This is a genomic window from Pseudomonas sp. H9 (assembly GCF_004353925.1).
Lineage (GTDB): Bacteria > Pseudomonadota > Gammaproteobacteria > Pseudomonadales > Pseudomonadaceae > Aquipseudomonas.
The window spans coordinates 53,043-66,920 of record NZ_SMOK01000039.1 but is presented as its reverse complement, the minus strand read 5'-3'; the positions used below and the strand labels follow the sequence as shown (position 1 = coordinate 66,920).

The 13,878-nt window shown below is 59.7% G+C and carries 17 protein-coding genes; all 17 read left to right on the top strand.

Features of this window, described 5'->3' with window-relative positions:
* Positions 1–7 precede the first annotated feature (7 nt).
* The 17 genes from E1573_RS23215 to recX all read left to right on the top strand — a co-directional run bounded on the left by E1573_RS23215 (position 8) and on the right by recX (position 13,868).
* Positions 8–334 carry a GPW/gp25 family protein gene (locus E1573_RS23215; protein ID WP_133216881.1) on the top strand — a complete coding sequence of 109 codons (327 nt, stop codon included), beginning with the start codon at positions 8–10 and terminating at the stop codon, positions 332–334.
* Positions 331–1,212, top strand: a complete 882-nt coding sequence (locus tag E1573_RS23210) for a baseplate J/gp47 family protein (protein ID WP_133216880.1) — start codon at positions 331–333, stop codon at positions 1,210–1,212. The genes E1573_RS23215 and E1573_RS23210 overlap by 4 nt, the downstream gene beginning before the upstream one ends.
* A 1-nt stretch (position 1,213) precedes the next feature.
* On the top strand, positions 1,214–1,816 hold the full coding sequence (locus E1573_RS23205; RefSeq protein WP_133216879.1) for a phage tail protein I: 603 nt from the start codon (positions 1,214–1,216) through the stop codon (positions 1,814–1,816).
* Entirely contained in the window at positions 1,816–3,900 is a 2,085-nt protein-coding gene (locus E1573_RS23200; RefSeq protein WP_256659606.1) for a phage tail protein, read from the top strand. The genes E1573_RS23205 and E1573_RS23200 overlap by 1 nt, the downstream gene beginning before the upstream one ends.
* 85 nt (positions 3,901–3,985) lie before the next feature.
* Positions 3,986–4,420 (top strand): phage tail protein, encoded by a 435-nt coding sequence (locus tag E1573_RS23190; RefSeq protein WP_133216878.1) that lies wholly within the window; start codon positions 3,986–3,988, stop codon positions 4,418–4,420.
* An 88-nt stretch (positions 4,421–4,508) separates the two neighbouring features.
* Positions 4,509–5,675: a phage tail sheath family protein gene (locus E1573_RS23185; RefSeq protein ID WP_133216877.1), complete on the top strand. Its 1,167-nt coding sequence runs from the start codon at positions 4,509–4,511 to the stop codon at positions 5,673–5,675.
* 16 nt (positions 5,676–5,691) lie between these two features.
* Complete coding sequence (locus E1573_RS23180) at positions 5,692–6,201, top strand: phage major tail tube protein (protein ID WP_133216876.1); 510 nt, start codon at positions 5,692–5,694, stop codon at positions 6,199–6,201.
* 9 nt (positions 6,202–6,210) lie between these two features.
* Positions 6,211–6,513 carry a phage tail assembly protein gene (locus tag E1573_RS23175; RefSeq protein WP_133216875.1) on the top strand — a complete coding sequence of 101 codons (303 nt, stop codon included), beginning with the start codon at positions 6,211–6,213 and terminating at the stop codon, positions 6,511–6,513.
* A gap of 139 nt (positions 6,514–6,652) precedes the next feature.
* On the top strand, positions 6,653–8,485 hold the full coding sequence (locus E1573_RS23170; protein ID WP_133216874.1) for a hypothetical protein: 1,833 nt from the start codon (positions 6,653–6,655) through the stop codon (positions 8,483–8,485).
* A gap of 9 nt (positions 8,486–8,494) precedes the next feature.
* On the top strand, positions 8,495–9,340 hold the full coding sequence (locus E1573_RS23165) for a phage tail protein (protein WP_133216873.1): 846 nt from the start codon (positions 8,495–8,497) through the stop codon (positions 9,338–9,340).
* On the top strand, positions 9,315–9,521 hold the full coding sequence (locus tag E1573_RS23160) for a tail protein X (RefSeq protein WP_133216872.1): 207 nt from the start codon (positions 9,315–9,317) through the stop codon (positions 9,519–9,521). Before E1573_RS23165 ends, E1573_RS23160 begins: the two co-directional genes overlap by 26 nt.
* A gap of 68 nt (positions 9,522–9,589) precedes the next feature.
* On the top strand, positions 9,590–10,621 hold the full coding sequence (locus tag E1573_RS23155) for a phage late control D family protein (RefSeq protein WP_133216871.1): 1,032 nt from the start codon (positions 9,590–9,592) through the stop codon (positions 10,619–10,621).
* Positions 10,622–10,633: 12 nt separating this feature from the next.
* Positions 10,634–11,185: a glycoside hydrolase family 19 protein gene (locus tag E1573_RS23150; RefSeq protein WP_133216870.1), complete on the top strand. Its 552-nt coding sequence runs from the start codon at positions 10,634–10,636 to the stop codon at positions 11,183–11,185.
* The gene (locus E1573_RS23145; RefSeq protein ID WP_371925215.1) at positions 11,182–11,676 is read left to right on the top strand and encodes a lysis protein; all 495 of its coding nucleotides are present in this window, start codon (positions 11,182–11,184) and stop codon (positions 11,674–11,676) included. Before E1573_RS23150 ends, E1573_RS23145 begins: the two co-directional genes overlap by 4 nt.
* A 59-nt stretch (positions 11,677–11,735) precedes the next feature.
* Positions 11,736–12,218 (top strand): CinA family protein, encoded by a 483-nt coding sequence (locus tag E1573_RS23140; RefSeq protein WP_133216868.1) that lies wholly within the window; start codon positions 11,736–11,738, stop codon positions 12,216–12,218.
* A gap of 103 nt (positions 12,219–12,321) precedes the next feature.
* Positions 12,322–13,392, top strand: a complete 1,071-nt coding sequence (gene recA / locus E1573_RS23135) for a recombinase RecA (RefSeq protein ID WP_133216867.1) — start codon at positions 12,322–12,324, stop codon at positions 13,390–13,392.
* An 8-nt stretch (positions 13,393–13,400) separates the two neighbouring features.
* Positions 13,401–13,868, top strand: a complete 468-nt coding sequence (gene recX, locus E1573_RS23130) for a recombination regulator RecX (protein ID WP_133216866.1) — start codon at positions 13,401–13,403, stop codon at positions 13,866–13,868.
* Positions 13,869–13,878: the final 10 nt, after the last annotated feature.

The window sequence follows — 13,878 nt, the reverse complement described above, 5'->3', positions numbered from 1 at the left end:
TAACCCGATGATCGGAGTGAATCGCCGGACCGGTGCCTCGCTGTCGGGCATCGAGCATGTGCGCCAATCCATAGAAGACATTCTTACCACCCCGCTGGGCAGTCGCCGCATGCGCCCGGCTTATGGCAGCGCGCTACGGCGCTTTGTCGACTTACCCGTCAATGACGGTTGGAAAAGTGCGGTGCAGGCTGAGGTGGCAAGGTCCCTCAGCCGTTGGGAGCCACGCCTGAAACTGGAACGGGTTAGGGTGCTGGCCGTGGTAGGCGGGCAGATCACCCTGCAGCTCAGCGGCCAGTATCTGGGTGATAACCAGACGCTGGAGGTGACGGCATGAGCAGTCAGGATCTTTCGGCGCTGCCCGCGCCGCAGGTATTGGAAGACCTCGATTTCGAAGACATCTTCCAGGAGGACCTGGCGGCTTTCCGCTCGCACATGGGGGACAACTGGGACGCACTGCTCGAGAGCGATCCGGTGACCAAGCTGTTGGAAGTCGGTGCTTATCGCAAACTGCTCAACCGAGCGCGCGTCAACGATGCCGCCAAGTCGTTGTTGCTGGCTTATGCGCAAGGCACAGATCTTGACCACTTGGCAGCCAATGTTCACCTGCAGCGGTTGGTGGTTCAGTCTCAGGACTCGAATACCGTGCCGCCAACCCCGCAAGTGCTTGAGGAAGACGATGCGCTGCGTGAGCGTATCCAACTGGTTTACGAAGGGTTGACTACCGCCGGGCCACGCAACAGCTACATCCTGCATGCCCGCAATGCTTCGGGGCAGGTGGCCGATGCCACTGCGCAGAGCCCGTCACCTGCGGTAGTGGTGGTGACGGTGCTGGCGCTGGAAGGTAATGGCACGGCAGAGGCGCCACTGCTGGAAACCGTGCGTGCAGCGCTCAACGACGATGATGTGCGCCCCGTGGCCGATCGCCTGACGGTACAGAGCGCAGAGATTTTGCCGTACCGCATCGATGCCGTGGTGCACATGAGCGGCAATGGGCCGGAAATCGAAGCCACCCTGGCTGAGTGCAAGCGCCGTCTGCAGGCGTGGGTCAATCCGCGGCGACGCCTGGGCGTTGAGGTCGCACGCTCAGGGGTGGACGCTCAGCTGCATATCAATGGCGTCAGCCGGGTCGACCTGAATGGCTGGTCCGACATTCGGCCAACGTTGGCGCAAGCTGCCTGGTGTGAAGCGATTACCGTGACGCGGGGTGGCTGACATGAACAGCTTGCTCCCGCTCAACAGCACTGAACTCGAACGCGCCGTTGAGGCAGCGGGTGCTGAAATCACCGAGATTCCTTTGCATGCCCTATACAACCCGGACACCTGTCCGCCTCACTTGTTGCACCAGCTGGCATGGGCATGGTCGGTGGACCACTGGGACGAGGCCTGGTCCGAGAGCATCAAACGCTCGGTGATTCGCTCGGCGTTCAACGTGCATGCCCACAAAGGCACCATCGGTGCCTTGCGCCGGGTAGTCGAGCCTTTCGGCTACCTGATTGAGGTTCAAGAGTGGTTTCAGACTCAGCCTCAGGGTGTGCCCGGCACTTTTGCGTTGAAGATCGGTGTTTCAGACGCCGGGATCAGCGAAGAAACCTACCAAGAGCTGACCTGGCTGATCGATGACGCCAGACCTGTCAGCAGACACATGACCGGGCTGGTCATCAGCCTGGAAACCGCCGGAGCCATCTACCTGGGTGGCGCCATCCAGGACGGAGACACGCTCGACATCTACCCGCCTGCAGCCGTTGACATTGTCACTACCGGCAGCATCGGGCGTGGGGGGCGAGAACACACCATAGACTTTATGGACATCTACTAATGGTCGATCAGACTTCTCAGTTTTACGCGATTCTCACCACGGTGGGCGCCGCGAAACAGGCCAACGCTGATGCGTTGGGTATCCCTTGGAAAATCACCCACATGGCCGTCGGTGACGGCAACCCGTCAGGCATGGAAAACCCGCCACTGCCGATGCCCAATGCGGGCGCTCGTGCCTTGCTCAATGAATGGCGCCGGGCACCGCTCAATCAGCTCAAGGTCGATGACAAAGACAGTGCGGTCATCGTCGCTGAGCAGGTGATCCCGGCGGACGTAGGCGGGCGCTGGATTCGCGAAATTGCCTTGTATGACGCGGACGGCGACATGGTAGCGGTGGCCAACTGTGCACCGACCTACAAGCCGTTGCTCAATCAGGGATCAGGCCGTACTCAGGTGGTGCGGATGAACCTGGTGGTGAGTAGCGCCAGTAATGTGCAGCTCAAGATTGATCCGAGCGTGGTGCTGGCGACCCGCGAGTGGGTCACCGAGGAACTGGCCAAGCAGGATTTCAAGCATTCGGTGCTGGTGGCCACCACCGCAGCAGTCACCCTGAGCGGACTGCAGACAGTCGATGGTGTCGCGTTGACCGCTGGTGCACGGGTGTTGGTGAAAAATCAGGCAGCAGGCAAGGAAAATGGCCTGTATCTGGTGGTTGCGGGTGGCGCCTGGACGCGTTGTAGTGATGCCGACACGAGCGCCAAGGTGACGCCCGGGATGTTGGTTTTGGTGGAGAAGGGCACGGTCAATGCTGACAGTGCCTGGCAGCTGGTGGCCGATGGGCCCGTCACACTAGGCGTTTCAGCGCTGACTTACGAAATGGCGTTTGGGCGTACGGGTGTGCTGGCTGGGACATACCGCAGCGTTGCAGTGGATGCATACGGGCGTGTTGTTGCTGCGACCAACCCGACTACGGTGGCGGGTTATGGCCTGACGGATGTGTACACCAAAACTCAGATTGATCAGGCGTTGACTCTCAAGGCGCCGCTAGCAAGTCCAGCGCTTACTGGCACGCCGACAAGTCCAACACCTGCACTGGCAGTTGCTAACACGACGTTGGCCACCACCGAGTTTGTGCACTTGCTGCTGGGTTCAGTGGGGTGGGGCGCTAGCGGGGTTAACGGAACGAATATTGGGGCGGGTATCAATCTCGACACAATGGTTACACCGGGCAGCTTCGGTCAGCGGGCAAGCGCCAATACAAGTTTGGCGCTGCGTTACCCCGTAGCCCTGGCAGGCACGCTGTTTGTTCAAGCGGCGTCTGCCGCAATCATCACCCAGCAATACATGGTTTACAACACTGGGCGGCTGTACACCCGAGGTTGCTATGAGGGCGTTTGGTCGGAGTGGAATGACATCGGAGTGGTTGACTCTCCTGCCTTTCGTGGCACGCCCAGTGCACCCACAGCGGCCAAGGGTACCAACACTACTCAATTGGCCACGACGGCGTTCGTTCAGGCGGCGGTTGCCGCGCTGGTGGATGCGGCGCCGGGTTCACTGGACACACTGAAAGAGTTGGCGGCAGCGTTGGGCAACGATTCCAACTTTGCGGTGACCATCACCAATGCGATTGCGGCCAAAGTCGCAACCAGCGACAAAGCTTCACAGAGCGATGCTGAGGTTGGCACTGATAACGTCAAGTGGATGACGCCGCTGCGGGTGTTCCAAGCGATTGGAAAGGTAGTAACTCAGGCGACAGAGACTGCGTTTGGCTGGGCCAAGATAGCGACCCAGGCACAGGTAAATGCTGGCTTGGATGACACCACAATCGTTACGCCGAGAAAGCAGCGTTTGGGTTTTTCTGTCTCTTTGGCTGCTAACGGTTTCATCGTTTTTCCGACATGGCTCGGGGGGGTGATTCTTCAGTGGGGGACAGCAGGCACTACCAATGGATTTGGAACGTGGACCTATCCATTGACTTTCCCTAACAGCGTTTTCCGTGTGTTCGCAAGCAATGATGCTTCTGCTTCTGGATCGAGCATGTACGCGTGTGGAGCGCACCCCAATGCTGGATATACGTCTGCTGCTATCGCTAGCCAGTTGGCAACAGGCGGTGATGCTATTTACTTGTTTGCCATCGGTTATTGATCGCAAGGGTAGAGGGAGCGTCGAACTAAACAAGTCTACTGAACCGGCTTTGATTACCGGTGGGCTGTGAACTCAAGGTGAGCACATGATTTTTTTTAGCAAAACAACGGGCGGTTTCTACAGTGAATCCGTCCATTCGGGAGAGCAGATTCCAGTGGATGCAGTGCATATAACACAGGAGCATCATGCAGAGCTTTTAGCGGGTCAGCCCATGGGGCTGCGAATTTCGAGTGACAAAGACGGCTATCCGATTCTGATTGAACCGCCACAACTGACTGCTGAGCAATTAATCGCCATCGAGCGTAGCTGGCGCGATAGTGCAGTCGAAAGCGTTCGCTGGCTGCGTGAGCGACACCGAGACGAGGTGGATTCAGCTCGACCTACAACCCTGACCCCTGCCCAGTCCGGTGAGCTTCTGGATTATGTGCAAGCCTTGCGCGACTGGCCCCAGTCTGAGCTTTTTCCCGACTCTCAATACCGCCCGGAGGCGCCGCCCTGGACCGCCGAGCACACCTATTAACGCCCCGCACCGCCGGGGCGTTTTCTTTCCTGCTTCACCCTCTCAAGGCCCCGCACTCCGGGGCCTTCGCATTTCTGGAGATTTATCTATGAGTGGATTCTTCCACGGCGTTACCGTAACCAACGTCGACACCGGCGCACGTTCCATCGCGCTGCCTTCTTCTTCGATCATCGGTCTGGTCGACACCTTCACCGAAGGCCCGACGGCCAGCGCCAAGGCCAACGACCTGGTGCTGATCACCAGCGAGCGGGAAGCCATTGCTGCGTTCGGTGCCGATGCGGCAATCACCAAGGCCTGCCAGGCTATCTATGCCCGTGCCAAAGCGGTCATCGTCGCTTGCGGTGTAGCCAAACTGGAAGACGCTGCCGAGCAGACCTCGGCAATCATCGGCGCTGTACAGGCCGACGGTAAACGTACCGGCCTGCAGGCGTTGCTTGATGGCAAAAGCCGCTTCAACGCTCAGCCGCGCTTGCTGGTGACGCCAAAGCACAGCGCTACCCAGGCCATTGGTACTGCATTGGTGGCCCTGGCCGACAAGTTGCGTGGCCTGGCGATTCTCGATGGCCCTAACACCACCGATGAAGCCGCCATCGCCTATGCCGAAAACTTCGGTGCCAAGCGCGCGTTTCTGGTCGATCCAGGCGTGCAGTACTGGGACACCACCGCAGATGCCACTGTCGACGCACCAGCTTCGGCATGGGTTGCGGGTTTGTTTGCCTGGACCGACAGCGAGTACGGCTTCTGGGCGTCGCCGTCGAACAAAGAGTTTGTCGGCCTCACCGGCACCAGCCGCTCGATTGAGTACCTGGACGGCGATGCCACCTGCCGGGCCAATCTGCTCAACAACGCCAACATCACCACGGTTATTCGTGATGACGGCTATCGCCTGTGGGGCAACCGTACCCTGAGCAGCGACCCGAAATGGGCCTTCGTCACCCGTGTGCGAACCATGGACATCGTCATGGACGCAATCCTCTATGGCCACAAGTGGGCCGTCGACCGTTCGATCACCGCCACCTACGTCAAGGACGTCACCGAAGGCCTGCAGGCATTCATGCGTGATCTCAAGGCCCAGGGCGCAATCATCAACTTCGAGGTGTTCGCCGACACCGAGCTCAACACCGCCAGCCAGCTGGAGCAGGGCAAGGTGTACTGGAACATTCGTTTCACCGACGTACCCCCTGCCGAAAACCCGAATTTCCGCGTCGAGGTCACCAACCAGTGGTTGACCGAAGTTCTCGACCAAGCCGTTTAATCAAGGAGCAACAATTATGGCAATGATTCCCGAAACCCTGGCCAACCTGAACCTGTTCGTCGATGGCGTCAGCTTCCAGGGCGATGTACCCAGCCTGACCCTGCCCAAGCTGACCCTGAAGATGGAGGAGCACCGTGCCGGCGGCATGGATATGCCGATCGAACTCGATATGGGCATGGAAAAGCAGGAGGCAGGCTTTGTCACCACTGGTGTGCGCCGCGAGTCGCTGAAGTTCTTCGGGCTGGCCGACGGCTCGTCGTTCAGCGGTACCTTCCGTGGCGCCTTCAAAGGCCTCAAGGGGCGTATTACGCCCGTCGTCGTGACCCTGCGCGGGGCACTCAAAGAAGTCGAAATGGGCGACTGGAAAACCGGCGAAAAAGCCGAGATCAAACACAACGTGGCCCTGACCTACTACAAATTGGAAGTTGACAGCCGCCTGGTCTACGAAATTGATCCGTTGGGCATGAAGCGGGTCATCGACGGTGTCGACCAACTCGCCGCGCAACGCTCGGCCTTGGGCTTGTAAGGAGACCTTATGAATCAGGCAACCAAGACGCCAAGTTGGCTGAAAGTAAGCGCCGAGCGGGTGGTGGTGACGCTGAGCAAGCGTTCCGAGGCCAATGGGGTACAGGTCGACAGCCTGTCCCTGCGTGCCCCTACGGTGCGTGACATTCGTGCCGCACAGTCGACGGCCAACAACGACGATGAACAGCGCGAACTGAACCTGTTCGCGTCGCTGGCCGAAGTGGGTATCAAGGATCTCGAAGGGCTTGCCCTGAGAGACTACAGCCGCTTGCAGGCGGGCTATTTTCGCCTGGTGCAAGACGACGAGGTTTGACCCCGCCGTGCAGAGGGCGGCGGCAAAGCGGCTCGCCAAAGAGCTGAACTTTTCCGCCGCCGAAATCATGACCATGTCGTTCAACGACATGGTCTGGTGGCTCACGGATTAAGCCGGTGATCGGCGACAGGGGGATCAGATGGAAAGGAGTCTCATCGCGAAACTGGAGCTGGGTGCCTCCGTTATCTTTACGATAGGCATCGCGCTCAAACGGGTCGAAGACCAGATCAAGAAAAACACAGAGGTACTGGAGAAACTATTCGCTGAAGGGTTGCGCCCTCCTGAGGAGGTGAAACCAGCAGCGGCGAGCAACTGTTGCGGGTTGGGTGAGTTGCGACCTTACCTGGATACAACCCTCAGCCTGCTAGGCCAGCAATTGGTTGCGCTGCGCAAGCCGCACCCTGTGCTGGTGCAGGAGGGGAGTGGCACCGCCACGGCGACAACCGATTCAACACCTGAAAGAGACAACCTGGCTGCCTTCGAAGACCTGCCAGTGATCGGTCCGGCGATTACTTACGGACGGGCGGCGTTGCTGCCTACTCAGATCAGTGCGCAGTTCCAGAAGATCATTCGTGATATCACCATCAGTGCAGGTGTGGCCGATGGTGAAAAGCCTTCGCTGAAAGAGCAGGACGTGATTGCCAGGGTGAAAAAGATCACCACCGACACCGGCATGGAACGCAACCAGGCCGCGACGTTGATCAAACAGTTGTACGAAACGGGTATGGGGCTGGACAAAGCCCTGGACGTTGCCCCCGTGGCAGCCAAGTTCTCAGTCGGGCAGGATGCCGCCATTGGGGACACCGCGCGCTTGATCAGCGAGCTGCAGAGCCACCCGAAAATTACCGACGCGGCTGGGCTGAAAAGGGCTCTTGAGTTCGTTGTGTCCCAGCGCAAAGGTACGGGTGAGGATGCTGCCGCCCCGCTGTCGGATACGCAGCGTAAGCATTTGAATACAGTGCTTGAGGGAACTCAAACCACGGAGACTACCAGCATCCTTGATGGGGATCTGGAGGCACGACGAGGGACTTCGGACCGGCACCTGAGCGAAGCGTCCGATGCCGTCGATAACGCGCTTCTCAGCCTGGGAGATTCTGTACGGCCGTTATCGAATTGGGTGGCCGAGGTAGTCGAAGAAAAGGCCAACGCATTCACCGAAGCCCCGAATGCAGTCAAGTGGTTGACCGTCGGTGTGGCAGCGCTCGGCACGACGCTGCTGGCGCTCAAAGGCGGGACTGTCGTTCGCAGCCTGCTGGACAAGGTACGCAATCAATTCAAAGGTGCGCCGATACCGGAAGAAGCCCTGCAGGGCGGCGAAACTTTGCCCCAGCCGCCGGTCAAGCCGTCAGGCCCTATCAGTCCCGGCACCGTTGGCAAGATTGGCGCTGCGCTCAAGGAGGTGCGTGGCCCGGCGATGTTGGAGGCAGGTATTAAAGCAGCCGCTACATTCTTGACTGCCGACTCTCCTGAAGAGAAGGCCGAAGGTTATGGTGCCGCAGCGGGCGGTTTGGTGGGAGCGGCCCTTGGCACGGTGTTGGGCACGTTTGTGCCGGTGGTCGGGCCGCCCATTGGCGCATTGCTCGGGGGTATGGCGGGAGACGCAATCGGTGGCTGGCTGGGCAAGCGTTTGGTGTCTTCCAACGAAGAACCGGTAGCTGCCGCCAAGTCAACTGACAACAGTCCGCTCGTAGCGGCACAACCGGGTGATGTGGTGCGCTCGTTAGCGAACACCGCGTCCGCGGTTGAACCGCCGGTAGCACTGGCCAACACGAGCACGGCGCTTGCTTCGCCGCAACAGGTGAACCAGCAATTCACCTTCACCCCCAACATGCCCATCACCGTCCAAGGCGGCGTTTCCGACCCCACACAGCTCGTGCAGAACCTGCAAGCGATGGTACGGCGTGAGTTGGAGGAATTGATGCGCATGGCAACCTCTCGTCAACTGTCCGACGTGCCCCATGTCTACGTTTAAGGAGAGCCCATGGCTTACATGCAACAGCTACAGTCAGCCCTGCGCTACGTGGTGAAGGCCGGGCAGGATGGGCGCCAGCACATCGACAAAATGCTGGAGCCGATGAACAGTGCGGTCGGTGATATCACGTCGGCGGTTGCCGATCTTGAAGCCATTCCCTATGTCGGACCGGTCATTGGCGCAAAGCTGCAACGCACAATGCGCGCAATTGATACTGCCCAGAAGACCGTCAAAAAGGTCGTGGACAAATACGACCAAGGGCTGGCGACCGTGGTCCGTGTGCAAGGGCAGGTTCAGGTGTTCGGCGAACAAGTCGCCAAGGCTGCGGCGAAGATCAACCAGATCGCTGGCAAGATCCATCCCTCGCTAAGCAACATATTGCCCACCGGCGGCTTTACGCCTGAGCTCACGCCGGCCGCGGAAGCGGTCAAACCCTTTCCCCACTTGTTGATTCTGCAACCGCTCGATGGCGTCTCGCCGGGCTACTACTTCAACCTCGACACCGCTGCATTTGAAGAACTGCGGCGCCAGACTAGTTTTCGCTGGGTCGGGCAAGAACGCCTGACACGCAGCGCAGCTCAACAAGCCGTGAGTCTGGGGGAAGAAAAAATCAACATTCGGGGGGCGGTGTTCCCGACGCTCAAAGGAGGGCTTGGTCAGTTGCAAACATTGCGCAGTTTTGGGCGTTTGCTGCGCCCACTCAGCCTGGTCACCGGTTACGGCCAGGTATTGGGCAACTGGTGCCTGACCAACATTGATGAAGAGCAGCGCTACCTGCTGGCGGGTGGCATCCCCCGTAAACAAGGTTTCACTCTGGAGTTTGTGAGCTATGGCGACGACCTGCAGAACCTCTGAAGGCGATGTGCTCGACACCTTGTGCCAGCACTATTACGGGCACCTGAACGGAAGCGTCGAGGCGGTGCTCAATGCCAATCAAGGCTTGGCTGACGAAGCCCAACCGTTTCGTACCGGCATTCTGATCCAGTTGCCAGAGCTGACTGTCGGCAGCGATGCCACGGTGCAGTTATGGGATTGACGACCAGGACATCTGCACAGCAACCAAGCCCCGCCATGTGCGGGGTTTGCTTTTCTGGAGAATGAACCATGCAACCGGTTTTCCGCATCATCGCCGACGGTAACGACATCACGGCGCTGATCAACGATCGACTCTTGTTGCTGCGTACATCAGACAAACCAGGCATGGAATCGGACGATTTCGAGTTACGTATCGATGACCGTGACGGGGCCGTGATGCTACCGGCACGCGGCGCGCATATCGAGGTTCATCTGGGGTACGTCGGCCAGACACTGACCCGTCTGGGGCGTTACACCGTTGATGAAGTCGAGCTGTCCGGGCCACCCGACAGCGTGATTATTCGTGGCAAGGCCAGTGACATGCGCGGTACAGGCAAAACCATCCGCAGCGGAAGTTGGGAAAATGTCCCGTTGTTGCAGATCGTGCGTGATATCGCCGCACGCAATGGCTGGCAACCGGCATGCCCGGTGCAGACCAGCGTGTTACGGGTCGATCAGTTCAATGAGTCTGACTTCAACTTTGTCACCCGTTTGGCCAAGCAATATGACTGCACCGCCAAAATCGGCGACGGCACGCTGTTGGTGCTGCCACGTCAGGGCGGGCAGAGTGCACACGGCAGAGCGCTGGGCATTGTTGGCCTGCGACGCTCCGACGTCACCCGCTGGCAGTTCCGTCTGGCGGACAAGGGGGCGTACAAGGCCGTTCAAACCCGGTATCAGGACCCGCGTAGCGGCCAGTCCAGGGTCGTTGAACTGGCGAATGCGGGCGTCCCGGAGGGAATGGCACCGGTTCACACCGACCGTCACCTCTACCCGGACAAGGCCTCGGCTGAGCAAGCGGCCAAGGCCCGGCTGGCGGCGCTTAACCGCAGCACGGCCAATGTGCGTCTGGAGATGCCCGGACGCACGGATCTGTTCTGTGAGCGACATGTTGATTTGAAGGGTTTCAAGACCGGGCTCGATGGGGAATACCTGTTGGAGTCTGTTGAGCATGTGTTTACCACCTCCGGTTGGACGACCACCGCTGAGTGCAATGGTGGTAAGCAGGGCAAAGCCAAGGTCAAGGGCGCCAAGCCGCGCACGGCCAAGGCAAGCCGCTAAGGAGAAACGCTTATGGACATTACCGAGAAGACACTGATATTGATTTTTCCAAACGCCCGCCAGCAAGCGGGCGTTTTTGTTCCTGCCTTGAACACGGCCATGCGTCGTTGGGAAATCGACTCGCCACGGCGTGTCACGGCCTTTCTGGCGCAGATTGGTCATGAGTCGGGCCAGTTGCGCTACCTCAAGGAACTGGGGAGCGACCGCTACCTTTCGCGTTACGACACAGGCACGCTGGCGGCGCGGCTGGGCAATACGCCACAAGCCGATGGTGATGGGCAACGCTACTGCGGTCGGGGCCTGATTCAGATCACCGGCCGTAACAACTACCACGCCTGCAGCATGGCGCTGTTCGGCGACGAGCGACTGCTCGATTTGCCTCAATTGCTTGAGCAGCCTCAATGGGCATGTGAGTCGGCGGCGTGGTTCTGGCATTCGCGTGGGCTCAATCAGTTGGCCGAACGCGGTGAGTTCAACCGCATCACCCGCCATATCAATGGTGGGCTCAACGGTCTGGAAGACCGCTTGAAGCTATGGGCGCGTGCCCGTGAGGTGCTGTGTTGAGGCGCTGGCAGGCCGCTTTGCTGGTCGTGCTGTTGCTGCTGGCCGCCGCGCTGACTTGGCAGGTCCAGGCATGGCGCTACGGCTCGCAGTTGGCGCAGCAAGCCCAGGCCCATGCGCTGCAACTTCAGCAGCAGGCCGAGGCACTTGCAGGTCAGCTACAGGGCGAACGTCAGCAGCGTCTTGTGCTGGAGCAGCAAATAGAAGCCAACGACCAATTCCATTATCAGGAGCTACTCGATGCTCAACAGGCTCAAGCCCGTTTGCGTGACCGCCTGGCTACTGCTGATGTGCGGTTGTCAGTCCTCCTTGGTGCCGCCCCCCAAGCTGGTTTGCCTACCACCCCCGGCACCGCCAGCCTGGATCATGACCCCGTACGCGCCGGACTTGAGCCAGCGCATGCTCAACGAATTATCGCCATCACCAATCGGGGAGATCAGGGACTGATTGCCCTGCGCGCCTGTCAGGCTTATGTGCAAGCCCTGCAACGCTGAGGATGTGTCGCCAGCGGTAGCTGGTGTAGGGTAGGCAGCAGTCTTTCAAGGAGCTTGCCATGGACCCGATCACTGCACTTTCCGCCCGCTTGGGCGAGCACTTGCGACGCTTCAAGGCGCAGGTGACTACCGCCGAATCCTGCACCGGCGGTGGCATTGCCGAGGCCATTACGCGGATTCCGGGCAGTTCGGCCTGGTTCGAAGCCGGTTATGTCACGTATTCCAATCGCCAGAAGACGCTTCAGCTGCAAGTGCCTGAAAACCTGTTCGTCCAGGTCGGCGCGGTCAGCCAGGAGGTGGTCGAGGCCATGGCGCGGGGGGCCCAGGCCGCCAGCGATGCGCGCTTTGCTGTGGCGGTCAGTGGTGTGGCCGGGCCAGACGGGGGTTCACCGGCCAAGCCGGTGGGGACGGTCTGGCTGGCGTGGGCCGACGGCAGCCATGTGAGCAGCGAGCGCAGACACTTTGACGGCGACCGTGACGAGGTCCGCCGACAAACGGTAATCGCCGCGCTAGAGGGCTTGTTACAGCTTGGTGCAGAGTAAATCTCACATCGGGGGTAGGCGGGAAGAAAACCCTGTGGAATAATACTGGCTACTTATACAGGTGTTCTGGCCGTCAGGCCCTATCGATTACGTGAGGACTTCAATGGACGACAACAAGAAGCGCGCCTTGGCTGCGGCCCTGGGGCAAATCGAGCGTCAATTCGGTAAAGGCGCGGTCATGCGCATGGGCGACCACGAGCGTCAGGCGATCCCGGCCATTTCTACCGGCTCCCTGGGCCTGGACATTGCCCTGGGCATTGGCGGTCTGCCAAAAGGCCGTATCGTCGAAATCTACGGCCCTGAGTCGTCTGGTAAAACCACGCTGACCCTGTCGGTCATTGCTCAAGCCCAGAAAATGGGTGCGACCTGCGCCTTCGTCGACGCTGAACACGCCCTCGACCCCGAGTACGCCGGCAAGTTGGGCGTCAATGTCGATGACCTGCTGGTTTCGCAGCCGGACACCGGTGAGCAGGCCCTGGAAATCACCGACATGCTGGTACGTTCCAACGCCGTTGACGTGATCATCGTCGACTCCGTGGCCGCGCTGGTACCCAAGGCTGAAATCGAAGGCGAAATGGGCGACATGCACGTGGGCCTGCAAGCCCGCCTGATGTCCCAGGCGCTGCGTAAAATCACCGGTAACATCAAGAACGCCAACTGCCTGGTGATCTTCATCAACCAGATCCGTATGAAGATCGGCGTGATGTTCGGCAGCCCGGAAACCACCACCGGTGGTAACGCGCTGAAGTTCTACGCTTCGGTTCGTCTGGACATCCGCCGTACCGGCGCGGTGAAAGAAGGCGACGAAGTGGTTGGTAGCGAAACCCGCGTCAAAATCGTCAAGAACAAGGTGGCGCCTCCATTCCGTCAGGCTGAATTCCAGATCCTGTACGGCAAGGGCATCTACCGCAACGGCGAAATCATCGACCTCGGCGTGCTGCACGGCTTCCTGGAAAAATCCGGTGCCTGGTACAGCTACCAGGGCAGCAAAATCGGTCAGGGCAAGGCCAACTCGGCCAAGTTCCTGCAAGAGAACCCGGAAATCGCCGCCACCCTCGAGAAGCAGATTCGCGACAAGCTGCTGAGCGCTGGCGCTGTTGATGCCGCCGGCAAAGCGGCTGCTGCCAACGCTGAGCCTGAAGACGATCTGGCCGACGCTGAAGCTGGCTACTGATTGTCGTCATGTCCGCCGTACTCGATACTCCCGTCGCCGTAAGGCGGACAGCCATGGACCTGCTCGCACGTCGCGAGCACGGTCGAGTCGAGCTGACGCGTAAGTTGCGTCAGCGCGGCGCTCCCCCCGAATTGATCGATCAGGAACTCGACCGTTTGACGGAAGAGGGCCTGCTCAGTGAAGCCCGTTATCTGGAAAGCTTCATTAGCTATCGCTCGCGATCAGGCTACGGCCCGGCGCGCATCCGTGAAGAACTCAGCCAACGTGGTCTGCACCGCAGTGACATTGACCAGGCCCTGCGTGAGTGCGGTGTGGACTGGGCGGGACAGTTGCGGGATGTCTGGCAGCGCAAGTTTTCTGGTCAGTTTCCTGCCGATCCGCGCGCACGCGCACAGCAAACCCGTTTTCTGGTCTACCGTGGTTTCTCCATGGAAATGGTCGGCCGCCTGTTGAGCGGCCGAGGCCTGGACGACTAGCTGAGCCCGA

Bases quoted from the DNA above. Each gene is read 5' to 3' on its own strand.
- E1573_RS23175 (WP_133216875.1), top strand. From the start codon at position 6,211: ATGAATCAGGCAACCAAGACGCCAAGTTGGCTGAAAGTAAGCGCCGAG.
- E1573_RS23140 (WP_133216868.1), top strand. From the start codon at position 11,736: ATGGACCCGATCACTGCACTTTCCGCCCGCTTGGGCGAGCACTTGCGA.
- E1573_RS23200 (WP_256659606.1), top strand. From the start codon at position 1,816: ATGGTCGATCAGACTTCTCAGTTTTACGCGATTCTCACCACGGTGGGC.
- E1573_RS23185 (WP_133216877.1), top strand. From the start codon at position 4,509: ATGAGTGGATTCTTCCACGGCGTTACCGTAACCAACGTCGACACCGGC.
- E1573_RS23190 (WP_133216878.1), top strand. From the start codon at position 3,986: ATGATTTTTTTTAGCAAAACAACGGGCGGTTTCTACAGTGAATCCGTC.
- E1573_RS23215 (WP_133216881.1), top strand. From the start codon at position 8: ATGATCGGAGTGAATCGCCGGACCGGTGCCTCGCTGTCGGGCATCGAG.
- E1573_RS23170 (WP_133216874.1), top strand. From the start codon at position 6,653: ATGGAAAGGAGTCTCATCGCGAAACTGGAGCTGGGTGCCTCCGTTATC.
- E1573_RS23155 (WP_133216871.1), top strand. From the start codon at position 9,590: ATGCAACCGGTTTTCCGCATCATCGCCGACGGTAACGACATCACGGCG.
- E1573_RS23205 (WP_133216879.1), top strand. From the start codon at position 1,214: ATGAACAGCTTGCTCCCGCTCAACAGCACTGAACTCGAACGCGCCGTT.
- E1573_RS23165 (WP_133216873.1), top strand. From the start codon at position 8,495: ATGGCTTACATGCAACAGCTACAGTCAGCCCTGCGCTACGTGGTGAAG.
- E1573_RS23210 (WP_133216880.1), top strand. From the start codon at position 331: ATGAGCAGTCAGGATCTTTCGGCGCTGCCCGCGCCGCAGGTATTGGAA.
- recX (WP_133216866.1), top strand. From the start codon at position 13,401: ATGTCCGCCGTACTCGATACTCCCGTCGCCGTAAGGCGGACAGCCATG.
- E1573_RS23150 (WP_133216870.1), top strand. From the start codon at position 10,634: ATGGACATTACCGAGAAGACACTGATATTGATTTTTCCAAACGCCCGC.
- E1573_RS23180 (WP_133216876.1), top strand. From the start codon at position 5,692: ATGGCAATGATTCCCGAAACCCTGGCCAACCTGAACCTGTTCGTCGAT.
- recA (WP_133216867.1), top strand. From the start codon at position 12,322: ATGGACGACAACAAGAAGCGCGCCTTGGCTGCGGCCCTGGGGCAAATC.
- E1573_RS23160 (WP_133216872.1), top strand. From the start codon at position 9,315: ATGGCGACGACCTGCAGAACCTCTGAAGGCGATGTGCTCGACACCTTG.